Consider the following 13,748-nt stretch of genomic DNA (forward strand, 5'->3'; position numbering starts at 1 on the left):
AGCAGGGGGAAGTCCATGTCGCGTTCTCGCTCGTTCTTGTTCGCTTTGCTTGCCCTGGGTCTGGGGAGCGTGGGGTGCGGCGCGCCCAACCACCAGCCCGTCATCACCGCCGGACCGCGCCCGTTGGGCTCGCCGTCCACGCCGGGCGGACTCAAGTTCGAGGAGGGCACCGTCATCCAGCTGCAGCTGGAGGTGACGGACGCGGACAACGACGAGATCTACTTCCGCTGGACGCAGAACCCCTCGAACGCGGGCGGCGTGTTCAGCAACGCCAACATCGCCACGCCCACCTGGACGGCGCCAGCGCCGCTGGAGGACCCCAACCAGCCCATCTACCTCTACGTGGAGGTGGAGGACCACAACGGGGGCGTGCTGCTGGGCCAGTCACCCCCGCTCTTCATCCAGCCGAAGCAGCAGTAGCGCGCGGGCTTCAGGCGGCGGTGGCCGCGGGAGGCGGAGAGCCCGGACCCTGCTTCGCGCGGCTCCGGGCGCGCACGGCGACGAGGATGGCGGCCACCAGGCCCACGCCCGCGCCAATGCCCGCGCCCATCAGCTGCGAGTGCATCAGCGACGTCGTCACGCGGCGCACGACCTCCGGCAGGTTGCACATGGTCTGCGAGGCGAGCGGCGTGCTGTTGTACCACTCGATGTAGGAGGGGGCGACCAGCGACGCGATGAAGGTGCCCAGCAGCGTGCCGGCCAGGATGAAGATGAGGAACGTCTTGAACGTGGCCATGGCGGGGACCTCCTCGGCGGGTGGGCGGCGGGGCGTCCTTAGTATGCGCACGTCCGCCGCGAAAGGGGCGAAGGCGTGCTAAGGGGGCGGGTGTGCCGCTCCTGCCACTCGCCATCCTGTTCGGGGTCGTCTCGCTCGTGTGCGCGGCCCTCCTGCTGACGCACGCCTTCCGCCGCAGCGTGGGCACGGGCGTCATGGTGCTGCTCATCCCCTGCTACATGCTCGTCTACGCGTTCAGCCAGTTCGAGCACCCGCGCAAGAACCTCATCGTCGCGGGCTTCGTGGCCAGCACGGTGCTGACGGCGGTGTTCCTGGGCATGGGCGCGCACGGCATCTCGGCGGCGATGGCCCGCATGCCGCCCCCCGGCTTCTAGGCCTCCGCGCATGACCGCGAGCCCCACGGGTGCCCGCTGTGGCCAGCATCCGGACGCGGCCGCGGTGGCCCTCTGCGCGCGCTGCGGCGGCTACCTGTGCGGCGCGTGCACGGAGGTGCTGGAGGAGACGGCGTACTGCGCGCCCTGCGCCGAGCGCCGCATCCGGAACATGCGCCCCGCGCACACGGTGCGGCTGGCCTTGTTCGCCAACGCCCTGGGGCTCCTGTTCCTCGTCGCGCACGGGGTGCGGCTCGCGGGGGCGGGCGACGGGAGGCGGGGCGGAGGCCTGGGGATGCTGTTGGAGCTGGCGTGCACGCTGGCGGTGGCGGTGGCGGGCACCGTCATCTCCACGCGCAAGCTGCGGCGCCGCGAAGAGGTGGGGGACCGGGGCCTCGCCATCGTGCTGCGCGTCGTGTCCGCGCTGAACCTGCTGGGGCTCTTGGCGTGGGGCGCGCTCATCGCCTTCGTGCTGACCCTGGGGCGGCACGGGCCCTGAGGGCGCGCGTTACACGCCGCGCTCGTTGGGGTCCCAGAGGTACTTGTGCATCTGGAGCTGGAAGCGCACCGGCAGCCGGTCCTCGATGATCCACTCCGCCAGCTGGCGCGGGTGGAGCTTGTCGAAGATGGTGGAGAACAGGACGCCGTAGGGCTTCTTTCCCAGCTGGTGCTCCTGCACGAGCGCGCGCGCCCACTCGTAGTCCACGCGTGAGCCGATGACGATCTTCAGCTCGTCGTTGGCGTTCATGGACGTGAGGTTGCGGTAGTCGTTGCGGTCGCACTCGCCGGACGACGGCGTCTTCATGTCCACGATTTTGTGGACGGCCGGGGGCACGAGCCGCACGTCGATGGCGCCGCTCGTCTCCAGCAGCACCTTGAGGCCTGCGTCCAGCAGCGCCTCCATCAACGGATACACGCCGGGCTGGAGCAGGGGCTCGCCACCTGTCACCTCCACGGTGGGCGAGTTCCAGGCCAGCGCCTTCTCGACGACCTCGGAGACCTTCATGCGGCTGCCGCCGTGGAAGGCGAACTCGCTGTCGCAGTACGTGCAGCGCAGGTGGCAGCCGGTGAGGCGGATGAAGCCGCACAGCATGCCGGCGTGGGACGACTCACCCTGGAGTGAGAGATAGAGTTCCTTCACCACGACGGAGTCGGCGGTGGGGACGCGGCGGGGCTCGATGTGCGGGCGTGCGGCAGGCATGGCGTGCGAAGGGGCGCATCAAGCGCACCCTTGGGGGGAAGGGGTCAAGCCCGGCGGGCTTTCACCCGGTCGATGAAGGTGTCGATGAGGTGGCGCGCGATGCTCAGGCGGGGCGGGATGCGCGGCAGGTCGTCCACGCCGAACCAGCGCGCCTCGGCGATCTCCTTGCCGTCCACGACGACGTCGCCGCCCGCGTACTCGGCCATGAAGCCCACCATCAGCGAGCGGCCGAAGGGCCACGGCTGGCTGCCGAAGTAGGTGACGTTCTTCAGGTCCACGCCCACCTCCTCCTTCACCTCGCGCAGCACGGTCTCCTCCAGCGACTCGCCAGCGTCCACGAAGCCGGCGACGGTGCTGAAGAAGGGCTCCGGGAAGGACGCGTTGCGCGCGAGCAGCATCTCGTCACCCCGGGTGATGAGGACGATGACCGCCGGAGCGATGCGCGGATAGAACGGCGTGTGGTCCACCGGGCATCGGCGAGCGCGTTCGCCAGGCACGAGCTGCGTGGCCGCGCCGCACTTGCCGCAGAAGCGGTGGTTGAGGTCCCACTCGGAGATGGAGAGCGCGCGGCCCGCCACGGCGAAGGTCGCCTCGTCCACCTGCTTGTAGAGCGAGCGGGCGGGCACGAACTTCAGCCCCTCTGGCGGCGTGAAATCTCCCGGCATTGGTGCCGCATAGCAATCCGTGTCGTCGAGCATGCCCAGGAAGTGGGCGCTGACCGCGGCCTCCGGCAGGGCCGAGCACCGGGGCAGGTCGAGTCGGCCGTCCTGCTCGGACACGAGCAGGTCCATGCCGCGCGTGGCGAACAGGAGCGCGATGTCGCGCGAGCGAGCGGGCGGTTCATAGCCGGGCTGGAAGCGTTTGAGGGGGCTCACGGGGCGACCTTAACGGACAGCGCGGCGGGGCGCCGCGCGCTATGCTCCGGCCGCCCGCCACCGGGCATTGCCCGCCCGGGAGCCTTCGACCGTGAACGCCCTCATCCTCCGCGTCATCTGCGGCCTGCTATTCGCCGGAATGGTGCTGGGCGTGGTGAACCATCCCCCGCAGGACCTCACGCAGGGGCTGGGCATGATGCTGCCCGCGACGATGCTGCTGGGCGTGGCGCTGAAAGGGCCGAAGGGCCGCTCCACGATTCCGAAGAAGCGCTCGCCTCCGGCACCGCCCGTGTCCGGGGGAACGCCCGGCGTTTGAAGTCCACGCCGGGGCCCCTCGTCACGCGCATCAGAAGATGTTCATCAACTCCACGTCGAAGACGAGCACGGCGTCGCTGGGGATGACGGGCGCGGAGCCACGCGAGCCGTAGCCCAGGTCGGAGGGGATGACGAGCTTGCGCTTGCCGCCCACGCGCATGCCGACGAGCCCCTCGTCCCAACCGTCGATGACCTGGCCCGCGCCCACCGAGAAGGTGAAGGCCTCACCGCGCGAGCGGCTGTTGTCGAACATGGAGCCATCCGGCAGCCAGCCCGCGTAGTGCACCTGCACGCGGCTGCCCTTGACGGCCTCCTTGCCGGTGCCCACGACCAGGTCCTGCGTGTAGAGGCCGGACTCGCTCTTGTTCATCGCGGACAGGTCCACGCCCAGGGACTCGGCGTAGGTCGCGTCCGCGGGGTCACCCGAGGAGGACGATGAAGAGTCACCACAGCCGGCCAGGGCCAGCACCGCGCACAGCAGGAGGGAACGAAGCATGGCCCGCAGACTGCCGCGCGCGGGCCTCGTGGGGAAGGGGGGCACGCACGGCCTGCCCGCCCGGACGGTGATGGGGGCGCAGGTCCTGCTTGAAGCGCGTCCATGTGGGGCTTATCCGTTGCGCCGCCCGCCATGCAGACGCCTTCCGACCCCGCGCCTTCCGCTTCGCTCCGTCCCTCGCTCGTCTGGCTGATGGCGGTGGCCGGCGCCGTCACCGTCGCGAACCTCTATTACAACCAGCCCCTGCTGGGAGACATCGGCCGGACGCTCGGTGCGGACGGGAGCGCACTGGGTCTGGTGCCCACGCTGACGCAGGTGGGCTACGCGGTGGGCATGCTGTTCCTGGTGCCACTGGGCGACAGCCTGGAGCGCCGCAAGGTCATCCTCCTGTTGTGTGGCTGCGTGGGCGTGGCGCTGGTGGTCGCAGGGCTCGCTCCCAGCCTGCACGTGCTGGTGGCGGCGAGCTTCGCCATCGGCGTCACCACGGTGGTGCCTCAGATGATCATCCCGTTCGCGGCGCAGCTCGCGGCGCCCTCGGAGCGAGGACGCGTGGTGGGCACGGTGATGAGCGGGTTGCTCATCGGCATCCTCTTGTCGCGCACGGCGGCGGGCTTCGTGGGCACGCACCTGGGCTGGCGCACCATGTTCTTCGTGGCCGCGGGGCTGATGGTGGTGACGGGCGTCGTGCTGCGCTTCACGCTGCCCGCGCAACCGCCCTCGGTCTCCATGGCGTACCCCCAGTTGATGCGGTCGCTCATCCACCTGGCCCGCACGGAGCCGGTGCTGCGGCTGCACGCGCTGCTGGGAGGGCTGACCTTCGGCGCGTTCAGCGCGTTCTGGGCCACGCTGGCGCTCTACCTGCGCTCACTGCCCGGGCACTACGACGCGCAGGTGGCGGGACTCTTCGGGGTGGTGGGCGTGGCGGGCGCGGCCATCGCGCCGCTGGTGGGGCGCTACGCGGACCAGCGCGGGGACCGGCGCATCAACGCGCTGGCCATCGCCGTGCTGCTGGCGTCCTTCGTCGTGCTGTGGCTCGTGGGGCACTCGCTGTGGGGCATCGCGCTGGGCGTGGTGCTGCTGGACCTGGGCGCGCAGGCGAATCAGATCGCCAACCAGGCGCGGGTGTATTCGCTGCGGCCCGACGCCCGGAGCCGCCTCAACACGCTCTACATGGTGACCTACTTCGTAGGCGGTGCCGCGGGAGCGTGGGCGGGCATGACGGCGTGGACGCGCGCGGGCTGGCCGGGCGTGTGCGCCGTGGGCGCGGCGATGTCGTTCACGGCGCTGGTGGTGGTGCTCTGGAGTGGCCGCCGTCTGCCGGCGGCCCAGGCCTCCGCGACCTGAGGCCTCAGATGTCGCGCTGCATGTTCCGGTGGGGGATGCCCACCTCTTCGTAGAGTTCGCCGTACGGCGCGTAGCCCAGGCGCTCGTAGAAGGGGACGACGGGGGCCCGCGCGTGCAGGTGGACGTGGCGGAAGCCGCGAGTGCGCAGCTCCTCTTCCAGCGCGCGCACCAGCTTCGCGCCCAGGCCCTTCTTCTGCAGCGAGGGCGACACCGCCATCTGGAAGAGCCGGCCGCCGTGCGCGTCCTCCGGGTGGAAGAGCACGCAGCCCAGCACGTCGCCGTTCGCGTGGGCCACCAGGTGGAGGCTGGCGTCCTCGAAGGGGAACTTCACGTCCTCGCGGGCATGGCCCAGCGGCTCGCGCAGCACGCGGAAGCGCAGCTCCAGCTCGCCCGCGTAGAGCGGATGGCGGGGGTCGATGAAGTCGAAGCGGAGGTCATTCATGGCGCGAGAGTCTGTCAGAAGCTGCCGGTGAGCTGGAGGTTGAAGGTGCGGCCGTACTGCGGCACGGGACCGGCGGACACGTCGTCGCTCACGACGAAGGCGTAGCGCGAGTCGAGCAGGTTGTTCACGCCCGCGAAGTAGCGCAGCCGGCCGTAGTCACCGGACACGCCGAAGCCCACGAGCAGCGCCTCCCCGCTGGCCGCGCCAGCGACGCTCGGCACCCGGGCGCTCTGGTAGGTGGCCTGCGTGGCGATGCGCATGTCGCCATTGCCCACGGGCAGCAGGAAGCGTCCGGAGGCGAGGTGCGCGGGCGCGGCCTCCACCACGTCCTGCGAGGCGTTGCGCAGCGTCACGTACGAATAGCTCAGGTCCACCAGCAGCCAGCGGCCCGGCTGCCAGTGCAGCCCGGCCTCCGCGCCCCACGCGAGCGTCTCGCCGGAGTTGTTCGCGTAGACGAGGCACTGGGTGGGCGCGCTCTGGGTGCCGCAAGCGGGCGTGGCCGCGGACTCGGTGGTGAGCGTGACGAGCTGGGAGATGCGGTTGTGGTAGCCCGCGACCGTCAGGCGCAGCTCGTGCGTCAGGTCGTGCGAGTGCTCCACCTCGAAGGTGGTGATGGTCTCCGGCTGCAGCTGCCCCGCGGGGCGCTGGGTGAGGAGGTTGTCCTCGTAGAACAGCTCGTAGACGTTGGGGGCGCGGAACGCGCGGCCGATGACGAGCTTGGTGAGGCCCTGCTCATACGGCCGGCCGATGACCGCGAGCCGGGGCGTGAGCGGCAGCGAGTCCAGGTCGGAGTACATGTCCACGCGGAAGCCCAGGGACAGGCTCAGGCGCGGGTGCAGGCGCCATTCGTCCAGTGCGTACACGGACACGAGCGAGCGCGTCCGCGAACCCAGTGACGCGGCCACCGCGGGGCCCACGCTCTTCTGGTCCACGCGCAGCTGGGCCTGGCCCTCCACGCCCACGGTGAGGCGGTTGGCTTCGGACAGGACCGCCAGCAGGCGCGCCTCGCCGGTGAGCCAGTCCGCCGCGCCGGAGTCGGTGTTCGTCACCGCGTTGTCGCCGCCGTCGTAGTTCCAGTGGCCCTTGTAGCGGCTCAGGTCCAGCGCGCCGCGCAGGGACAGGACGAAGCGCTCGGACAGGGGGCGTTCGTACTTGGCCTCGGCGAAGCCGCGCACGTCCTGCACGCGCGTGCCCTGCGCGCCCACCACGGTGCCATAGGGAGCGGTGGGCACGTCCTTGCTGCGCCCGTGCAGCCGGGCCACCAGGGACAGGTTGCCCAGGCGAGCGCGCAGCGAACCGGTGCCGGCCCTCTCGCCGTCCAGGCCGGTGACGATGGGGCCCGAGTCGCCCAGGCGGGTGGTGTCCGCGCCGTGGGACTTCATGCCCGCGAGGCTGAAGAGGACGGAGCGCTGGGGGTCCTCCCACGACGTGGTGGCGTGCACGAGCGTGGAGCCCAGCGCGCCCACGGCGCCGGTGATCTCCAGCCGCCGGTCCAGGCCCAGCGACTCGCGCGGCACCACGTTGATGACGCCGAAGAACGCGCCCGTGCCGTACAGCGCGCTGCCGGGGCCGCGCACCACCTCGATGCGCTCCACCTCTTCCAGGTCCACGCTGAGGTCATGCGCCGCGTAGCCCTGGCCGGCCCACACGTCGTTCATCGCGTGGCCATCCCAGAGGATGAGGATGCGCGTGTTGAGGTCGCCCGGCGGAGAGAAGCCGCGCACGCCCAGGTACGTGTACGTCCGGTCGTCGGTGAGGAAGAAGCCGCGCACGCCCGCCAACGCCTCCGCCAGGGTGCGCCAGCCGAACGCGCGCAGCTCCTCCGGCGTGAGCACGGTGGTGGAGGCGGGGGCCTCGTCCACGGACAGGAGGCGCTTGGACGCGGCGCGCACCGGAGGCGGCTCGTAGCGCAGGGTGGCGTGGACCTTCACCTCCTGGTCGGGGATGACGGTGACCTTCTGGCGCACGGGGCGCACGTCGCGGCTCTCCACCTCCAGCACGTGCTCACCCTGCGGGAGGGTGACGACCGTGGGAGTGAAGCCCGCGGGCCGGCCGTCCACGCGCACGGTGGCGCCGTCGTGGTTGGCGGTGACGACGACGCGGCCGCTGGGCGCCGTCTGGGCGGTCAGCGTGACGGCGAGTGGCAGGGTGCCTTCGGCGGGCACGTCGATGACGTACTGACCGGGCGCGTGGCCGGGAGCGCGCACGTGCAGCACTCGTTGGCCCGGAGACAGGCGCAGCTTCGCGGGGATGCGGCCCAGGACGGGACCGGTGGGGCTGTCGCGCACCTCCGCGCCCTCGGGGGAGCCGGTGATGTCCACCATGCCGGTGATGAGGCTGAGGTCCAGGTCCACGGGCACTTCCCGGCCCCGGACGAGGGTGACGGTGGCCTCGGTGGGGCGGTAGCCGGACTTCTGGACCAGGACCTTGTGGCGGCCCGGCGACAGCGCGAGCGTCTGCGGCGAGCGGCCCCGGCTGCCCAGGTCCGCGCGGTCCACGAAGACCTCCGCGCCGCGGGGATTGGTGGTGACGCGCACCAGTGCGACCTTGGGGCGCAGCCGCTCCAGGGAGCGGGTGACCTCCGAGGCGTCCTCGGCCGGCAGGTCCTCGCCGAGCAGGTCGTTGTAGTAGCGGTACGCCTCGTTGAACTTGCCCAGCGCTTCGAAGCAGCGCGCGATGTTGAAGAGGACGTTGCGGTTGGGGACCAGCCGGTAGCTGGTGAAGTACGAGCGCAGCGCCTCGGTGTAGTTGCCGTGCGAGTAGGCGTCGTTGCCCAGCTCGAAGGCAATGTCCGCCTCATCCGCGTTGTTGTCCGCGAGTGCGGGACCGGCGGTGAGGAGCCAGAGGGACAGCAGCCAGGGACCGAGGGGGAACGCACGCATGAGGGCGCCGGCATTCTTCCCCCGATACGGTGTCAGGTCCATGACACTGGCCAACCCGGAAGGGCACCGCACGCCCGGCGTGGGTCAGCGGGCGAGCGCCGCCGCCAGCCGCCGGGCTGCGGCTTCCAGCGTTTCCGGCGAAAGATGCTCCGCCGGGACCGCGTCGAAGGCGCCCCGACCCCGGAGGTGGGACGGGGTGTCCGCGAAGCGGGGGACGAGGTGCAGGTGGAAGTGGCGGAGCACGTCGCCAATGGCGAAGGCGTAGACGTGCTCGGCGCCGAGCACCTTGCGTTGGGCGAGCATCACCCGGGCGGCGAACGGCCCCAGCTCCCGTGAGGCCGTTTCGTCCAGGTCATACCAGCCGCGCACATGCTGATCGCTGGTGAGCACCACCCAGCCCGGGACGGGGCTGGGGGACGCCACCGCGTGGAGGACGAGCCCGGGCGCCCGCGCGAGCACGCCACCCGGTGGGTGGACCTCCCCGCGAACGATGGCGCAGCCCAGGCAGGGGTCGTTGACGTCTGACATGGCGAGTCATCCTAGTTCGGGGCGCTTGGAAGCCCTTGGGTAAAATTCACCCCACCTTGACGGCGTGGGCCCGGGTCGGGGAGTGTCCGATTTCCGCCCTTTTGGGAGCAGCTGGGGCGTGAAAATTCCGTCATAAATTCAAGGTGGGGACGATGAAGAAGCAAGTGCTGATGGCCGTGTTGCCGCTGATGGTTTGGGGGTGCGGTGACCCGACTGACGCGGACAACGATGGTGTCGCGGACGGCATCCGTGATCCGAACAACGTGTCGGTGGTGGTGCCTTCCACGCCGAAGGGCACGGTGTCGGGCCAGGTGCTGAGCACGACGCTGCAGCCGATCGCGGACGTCGCGGTCGCGATGACGATTGGCAGCCAGCCGACGGGCAAGTCGGTGACGACGGATGCCAGCGGCAACTTCGTGATGACGGACGTGCCGGCGGGCGCTCAGGTGCTGCTGACGTTCAGCAAGAGCGGCTTCTCGACGCTGCGCGCGACCTCCACGGTGCCGTCGTCCGCGGGCAATGTGCCCATCAACAACGGCAACGCGAGCTTCGGTCCGGTGACGCTGACGCAGCTGAACGGCTCGCTGGCGGTCACCGTGGTGACGCCGCAGGGTCGTCCGGCGGTGGGCGCGAAGGGCGTGCTGGAGGTCGACAAGGCGGGCTCGGTCATCCTGAGCAACTACGACTCCGTCTCCTCCGTGGTCAGCAAGGTCTACGTGGAGGCCACGGCGGACTCCAACGGCATCCTGACCTTCAACGGCATCCCCTCCGGCATCGAGCTGGCGCGGCTGAACGGCACGTACAATCTCTGGATCGCGCCGATGGACACCAACGGCGACGGGGTGGTGGACACGGGCGGTTACACGAAGAGCTACTCGGGTGGCTCCATCGTGGGCTCCCAGGCCACGACGCTCGCGCAGCTGAACTTCTCGAAGCCGTCGGGCGTGGGGGCGCTGAACATCGAGGGTGGCAACGTGTCCAGCCTGAAGGGCGCCGCGGAGACGGATCCGCTCCGCAACATGGTGCGTCCTGGCGAGCCCATCTACGTGTACTTCAACCAGCCGGTGCAGCCGGGCTCGGTGTTCGTGCGCCTGACGGACGAGTACGCGAAGGAGTCGCTGCCGGTGACGGCCTCGGTGAACGTCGGCGGTTACTCGGCGACCATCACCCCGGGCAACGGCATCGTGCAGGAGGGCAAGGAGTACAACATCTTCCTGCGCGCCGTGGCCGCGGAGGGTGGCAGCAACTACAGCCGCACGGGCTTCTTCTTCGGCGGCGACGCGTCCGCTCCGAGGGCGATCACCATCGCGGAGCTCCGGTACCAGGAGACGTCGCTGCCGCCGGCGGCCACCGCGACGCAGCTCAACCAATTTGAAGACGTGTTCGTGAACTTCAGCTCGCCCATCGCGAAGCAGGTCGGCCAGTCCGTCCAGGTCTTCTTCAACGCGGACATCGACAACAACGGCACCGTGGGCGGCAACTCCTTCGGTGAGGTTGGCAACTACAGCGGCCAGGGCTTCCCCCTGGACATCGCCGAGCCGACGAAGCCCGTCCGGACGCGTACGCCGGCGGAGCTGCCTGTGTTCGGCATCCAGGCGTCCGGGTACAGCACCCGCTACTTCTTCAATTACACGGGCTCCGTTGCCCTCAACCCGAGCCAGGTCCGTCTCGTCGTTTCGTTCAGCAACCTGGCGCCCGTCCTGGGCACCAACGACGTCTACGAGTCCATCTGGGGCCAGCCGATCAACGCTGACCTGGAAGCGACGGGCATCGGCCAGCATCCCGCGCCGCCCCCTGCTCCTTGAGCCGTCCTGCGTCAGCCTGACGTAGGTGGTTGAAGCCACTTGGATGCCCCCGTGAAGCCCAGGCTTCGCGGGGGCATCTTCGTTTCAAGGTGTCCTTGGGGAGGGATCCTCCCGTCTTGAATGGAGACCTGTCTCAGCGTCGCTGGACGCGCAACCTCCCGTAGATGCATACGGAGCGAGTCCACTTCCGGATGGACTCCTTCTTGCTCAGTCGCAGCCCCATGAAAACCCTCAGATCCATTCTGTTTGCGACGCTGCTCATGCCCGCGGCATGCATCCAGATTCCCGACATCGCGGCGCCACTCGACGAGCCAGACTGCAGTGACGTGGGCGAGGCTCCGATGAGCGTCCAATGGGTGTCACCCCAGGACGGAGCACAGGTCGGAAGCATCGCGAGGCTCCAGGTTCAACTGACGGGCGCCACACCAGAAACCGTGGACCTGCTCGTGGATGGCACAGCGGTAGCGGCCCTGAAGGAACCCTTCGTCCTGGATTGGGAGACCCAATCTGTCTCGGAGGGCCCGCATGCATTCGTCGTCCGTGCGCGCCGATGTGGGCAGGAATCCTTGAGCCCCCAGCGCCAGGTGGTGGTGGACCGGACGAAGCCATCGCTGGTCGCGCAGAATCCCCAGGACGGTGCGCAGTGGGTGCCCGTGCACCAGACGGTTCGAGCGGAGCTGTCCGAGCCCGTGGTGGCGGACAGCGTGAACAACAGCACGGTCCGACTGCTGGCGGGACAGAGTGCGGTCTCCGCGGAGGTTTCCCTGTCGCAGGATGGCCGCGTCCTGACGCTTCAACCGCTTGAGCCACTGCCCGTGAGCGAAGTGATGCGTGTGGTGTTTGATCCGAGCGTGACGGATGCCGCGGGCAACCCCGTGGCGATGTCTTCCCAGGGGTGGTCCTGGCGGGTTCCTGCCTTCCTTCCCCTGGGGGACTCGCAGACTCCTCGAACCCGCGTGGACTCCTTCTCGTTCCAGGTGGAGCGCGGGGGGACTCCGCTGGTGGCGAGGTTGGGAACGGGAACGTCCGGCGTCCAGGTCGAACGATGGAATGGTGTGGCCTGGCAAGCGCTAGGAGCCCCGCTCCAAGGCAGCGCCGGAGACCCCCAGGCAACGGAGTGTGTTCTGCACCTCGACTCGTCGGACACCCCGCACGTGGCATGGGTCCAACCCAAGCTCGATGGAAGCGTGGAGGTCCATGTCCGACGGTGGTCCGGGAGCGCCTGGACTGCCTTGGGGGCACCCGTCATTCCTGTGTTGTCGCAAGCGAGTGTGACCGACTTGCGAATAAAGGTGGAAAGCTTTGGGGGTATCCCTGTCATTGCTTTCAAGGAAAGGAATGCTTCGGAACTCCAAGTCAGTGTCTTCCGCCTGCAGGCGGGAGAGTGGAGATCACGGGCCGTGGCAGGCTCCCAGGGCGTCCCAAACCTCACGTCTCTGCACCTGGAACTGAATCAGTGGAACGAGCAGATCCTGGGCCGGAGCAATACGGAGTATGGATTCCCTGGGTGGGCGATTTCCGTTAGTCGTTCGTCAGGCGGGAGTGATGTCGGGTATGCGTCTCCATCCAGACAAGCCGCGTCGCCCATGTTTGCGATGACGGTGGGCGGGGATGGCAGGATCGTCGTCGCCAGCCCAGTCCAGTCCAATGGCAGTCAGTCCGTCCTCGTGCAGCAGTGGCCAACGGGGACATGGGAGCGCGTGGGAAATACCTATGACCGCGTCCCCGGAAGGACTGACGCTTCCGCCACCGCTCTCAAGCTCGACGCGCAGGGCCGGTTGATCATGCTGCTCGAAGAACCCGAGTCCGAAGCCTCGTCCTCCGTGCGAAGCCTGTTCGTCCAGCGGTGGACCACGGACCACTGGGAGCAGATTGGAGGCGCGCTGAGTGCCAATCCCGGTGCCACGCCGGTGAGCCACTCCCAACTCGGCACGGACAAGGACGGGCGCATCTTCCTCGCCTGGTCCGAAGTCGATGAGCAGGACGCCACCCAATTCCGGCTCCACGTCTTCCGCCCCAACGATTGAGCCCGGTGCACCTGGGGCTATGGTGGAGCCCCCACTCCCAGTCCCTCCGCCCACCTACACTGTCGTCCACTGTCCCCCTGTCGCTCAGCGGACAGCGAACCTACCCTCGGATCCGTCCAGGGAAATCTTGCGAGAACGGGCGCTTTCCTGCCGACGTGTTTAGATTCGCTCCGCCCCTCCCCTGCATGCGAGGCCTCTGCTCCATGAAGAACGCGGTCCTGACATCTCCAGAGGGTGAGCCAACCGCGAGCGGTGGGCCCGCTCCCGTGAACTCCGCCAAGCAGCGCGTCCTCGTCGTCGACGACTTCGACGACGCCCGCGAGATGTACGCCGAATACCTGGAGTTCTGCGGGTTTGAGGTGGACACCGCGAAGAACGGCCTGGAGGCCGTGGAGAAGGCCCAGGAAGGGGAGCCGGACATCATCCTCATGGACCTGTCCCTCCCCGTCATGGATGGCTGGGAGGCGACGCGGCGCATCAAGCAGGACACCCGCACCCGCGACATCCCCGTGATGGCCCTCACCGGCCACGTGCTCGCCGGCAACGCCGAGCACGCCCTGTCCGTGGGCGCGGACGAGTTCGTCGCCAAGCCCTGCCTGCCCCAGGACCTGGAGAACAAGATCCGCAACATGCTCAAACCCAGCAAGGCGAAGCCCCGCTCGGGTCAGGAGTAACCCCAGGCGCCGCCCCGCGGTGTCCATGGGTGGACACTCGGGTGCGGTACCC

General features: G+C 69.2%; 15 protein-coding genes. 8 read left to right on the plus strand and 7 right to left on the minus strand.

The features are described 5' to 3' along the window. The first annotated feature begins 15 nt into the window (after nt 1-15). Nucleotides 16-420: a hypothetical protein gene (locus GTZ93_RS01630; protein ID WP_139924161.1), complete on the plus strand. Its 405-nt coding sequence runs from the start codon at nt 16-18 to the stop codon at nt 418-420. Nucleotides 421-430: 10 nt separating this feature from the next. Here GTZ93_RS01630 and GTZ93_RS01635 read toward each other — a convergent pair whose 3' ends face one another. Further along, nucleotides 431-736, minus strand: a complete 306-nt coding sequence (locus GTZ93_RS01635; RefSeq protein WP_139924163.1) for a hypothetical protein — start codon at nt 734-736, stop codon at nt 431-433. 92 nt (nt 737-828) lie between these two features. On the opposite strand from GTZ93_RS01635, the gene GTZ93_RS01640 reads away from it, so the two are divergent. Together GTZ93_RS01640 and GTZ93_RS01645 are read left to right on the plus strand one after the other, a co-directional pair. Continuing rightward, nucleotides 829-1,110, plus strand: a complete 282-nt coding sequence (locus GTZ93_RS01640; RefSeq protein WP_120576203.1) for a hypothetical protein — start codon at nt 829-831, stop codon at nt 1,108-1,110. 10 nt (nt 1,111-1,120) lie between these two features. Then, nucleotides 1,121-1,606 carry a hypothetical protein gene (locus tag GTZ93_RS01645; RefSeq protein ID WP_161662616.1) on the plus strand — a complete coding sequence of 162 codons (486 nt, stop codon included), beginning with the start codon at nt 1,121-1,123 and terminating at the stop codon, nt 1,604-1,606. Between the two features lie 9 nt (nt 1,607-1,615). On the opposite strand, the gene GTZ93_RS01650 is transcribed toward GTZ93_RS01645, so the two are convergent. Continuing rightward, nucleotides 1,616-2,308 (minus strand): radical SAM protein, encoded by a 693-nt coding sequence (locus GTZ93_RS01650; protein ID WP_120576201.1) that lies wholly within the window; start codon nt 2,306-2,308, stop codon nt 1,616-1,618. Nucleotides 2,309-2,352: 44 nt separating this feature from the next. Then, nucleotides 2,353-3,183: an NAD(+) diphosphatase gene (gene nudC / locus GTZ93_RS01655; RefSeq protein WP_126934568.1), complete on the minus strand. Its 831-nt coding sequence runs from the start codon at nt 3,181-3,183 to the stop codon at nt 2,353-2,355. 91 nt (nt 3,184-3,274) lie between these two features. Between nudC and GTZ93_RS01660 the strand changes: the two genes are divergently transcribed. Beyond that, nucleotides 3,275-3,499 (plus strand): hypothetical protein, encoded by a 225-nt coding sequence (locus tag GTZ93_RS01660; RefSeq protein WP_120576199.1) that lies wholly within the window; start codon nt 3,275-3,277, stop codon nt 3,497-3,499. 30 nt (nt 3,500-3,529) lie between these two features. On the opposite strand, the gene GTZ93_RS01665 is transcribed toward GTZ93_RS01660, so the two are convergent. Continuing rightward, complete coding sequence (locus tag GTZ93_RS01665; protein WP_167547789.1) at nt 3,530-3,994, minus strand: FKBP-type peptidyl-prolyl cis-trans isomerase; 465 nt, start codon at nt 3,992-3,994, stop codon at nt 3,530-3,532. Nucleotides 3,995-4,126: 132 nt separating this feature from the next. Between GTZ93_RS01665 and GTZ93_RS01670 the strand changes: the two genes are divergently transcribed. Continuing rightward, nucleotides 4,127-5,338: an MFS transporter gene (locus GTZ93_RS01670; protein WP_139916657.1), complete on the plus strand. Its 1,212-nt coding sequence runs from the start codon at nt 4,127-4,129 to the stop codon at nt 5,336-5,338. Between the two features lie 4 nt (nt 5,339-5,342). Here GTZ93_RS01670 and GTZ93_RS01675 read toward each other — a convergent pair whose 3' ends face one another. The 3 genes from GTZ93_RS01675 to GTZ93_RS01685 form a co-directional block, all read right to left on the minus strand. Then, nucleotides 5,343-5,780 carry a GNAT family N-acetyltransferase gene (locus GTZ93_RS01675; protein WP_120576197.1) on the minus strand — a complete coding sequence of 146 codons (438 nt, stop codon included), beginning with the start codon at nt 5,778-5,780 and terminating at the stop codon, nt 5,343-5,345. Between the two features lie 14 nt (nt 5,781-5,794). Further along, nucleotides 5,795-8,662: a TonB-dependent receptor domain-containing protein gene (locus GTZ93_RS01680; RefSeq protein ID WP_139916659.1), complete on the minus strand. Its 2,868-nt coding sequence runs from the start codon at nt 8,660-8,662 to the stop codon at nt 5,795-5,797. An 84-nt stretch (nt 8,663-8,746) separates the two neighbouring features. Then, nucleotides 8,747-9,190: an HIT family protein gene (locus GTZ93_RS01685; RefSeq protein WP_139916660.1), complete on the minus strand. Its 444-nt coding sequence runs from the start codon at nt 9,188-9,190 to the stop codon at nt 8,747-8,749. Nucleotides 9,191-9,342: 152 nt separating this feature from the next. Between GTZ93_RS01685 and GTZ93_RS01690 the strand changes: the two genes are divergently transcribed. From GTZ93_RS01690 to GTZ93_RS01700, 3 genes are all read left to right on the plus strand, one after another. After that, nucleotides 9,343-10,995, plus strand: a complete 1,653-nt coding sequence (locus GTZ93_RS01690) for a carboxypeptidase-like regulatory domain-containing protein (RefSeq protein ID WP_139916662.1) — start codon at nt 9,343-9,345, stop codon at nt 10,993-10,995. Between the two features lie 191 nt (nt 10,996-11,186). Continuing rightward, nucleotides 11,187-13,022 (plus strand): Ig-like domain-containing protein, encoded by a 1,836-nt coding sequence (locus tag GTZ93_RS01695; RefSeq protein WP_161662617.1) that lies wholly within the window; start codon nt 11,187-11,189, stop codon nt 13,020-13,022. A 203-nt stretch (nt 13,023-13,225) separates the two neighbouring features. Continuing rightward, a complete protein-coding gene (locus GTZ93_RS01700; RefSeq protein ID WP_014393311.1) occupies nt 13,226-13,696 on the plus strand; it encodes a response regulator in 471 nt (156 codons plus the stop codon). Nucleotides 13,697-13,748: the final 52 nt, after the last annotated feature.

This window comes from Corallococcus exiguus (assembly GCF_009909105.1).
In the GTDB taxonomy this organism is placed as follows: domain Bacteria; phylum Myxococcota; class Myxococcia; order Myxococcales; family Myxococcaceae; genus Corallococcus; species Corallococcus exiguus.

Excerpts from the sequence above, each read along its gene's own strand:
- GTZ93_RS01630 (WP_139924161.1), top strand. The coding sequence starts at position 16 with ATGTCGCGTTCTCGCTCGTTCTTGTTCGCTTTGCTTGCCCTGGGTCTG.
- GTZ93_RS01695 (WP_161662617.1), top strand. The coding sequence starts at position 11,187 with ATGGACTCCTTCTTGCTCAGTCGCAGCCCCATGAAAACCCTCAGATCC.
- GTZ93_RS01680 (WP_139916659.1), bottom strand. The coding sequence starts at position 8,662 with ATGCGTGCGTTCCCCCTCGGTCCCTGGCTGCTGTCCCTCTGGCTCCTC.
- GTZ93_RS01700 (WP_014393311.1), top strand. The coding sequence starts at position 13,226 with ATGAAGAACGCGGTCCTGACATCTCCAGAGGGTGAGCCAACCGCGAGC.
- GTZ93_RS01675 (WP_120576197.1), bottom strand. The coding sequence starts at position 5,780 with ATGAATGACCTCCGCTTCGACTTCATCGACCCCCGCCATCCGCTCTAC.
- GTZ93_RS01690 (WP_139916662.1), top strand. The coding sequence starts at position 9,343 with ATGAAGAAGCAAGTGCTGATGGCCGTGTTGCCGCTGATGGTTTGGGGG.
- GTZ93_RS01650 (WP_120576201.1), bottom strand. The coding sequence starts at position 2,308 with ATGCCTGCCGCACGCCCGCACATCGAGCCCCGCCGCGTCCCCACCGCC.
- GTZ93_RS01635 (WP_139924163.1), bottom strand. The coding sequence starts at position 736 with ATGGCCACGTTCAAGACGTTCCTCATCTTCATCCTGGCCGGCACGCTG.
- GTZ93_RS01665 (WP_167547789.1), bottom strand. The coding sequence starts at position 3,994 with ATGCTTCGTTCCCTCCTGCTGTGCGCGGTGCTGGCCCTGGCCGGCTGT.
- GTZ93_RS01685 (WP_139916660.1), bottom strand. The coding sequence starts at position 9,190 with ATGTCAGACGTCAACGACCCCTGCCTGGGCTGCGCCATCGTTCGCGGG.
- GTZ93_RS01670 (WP_139916657.1), top strand. The coding sequence starts at position 4,127 with ATGCAGACGCCTTCCGACCCCGCGCCTTCCGCTTCGCTCCGTCCCTCG.
- GTZ93_RS01645 (WP_161662616.1), top strand. The coding sequence starts at position 1,121 with ATGACCGCGAGCCCCACGGGTGCCCGCTGTGGCCAGCATCCGGACGCG.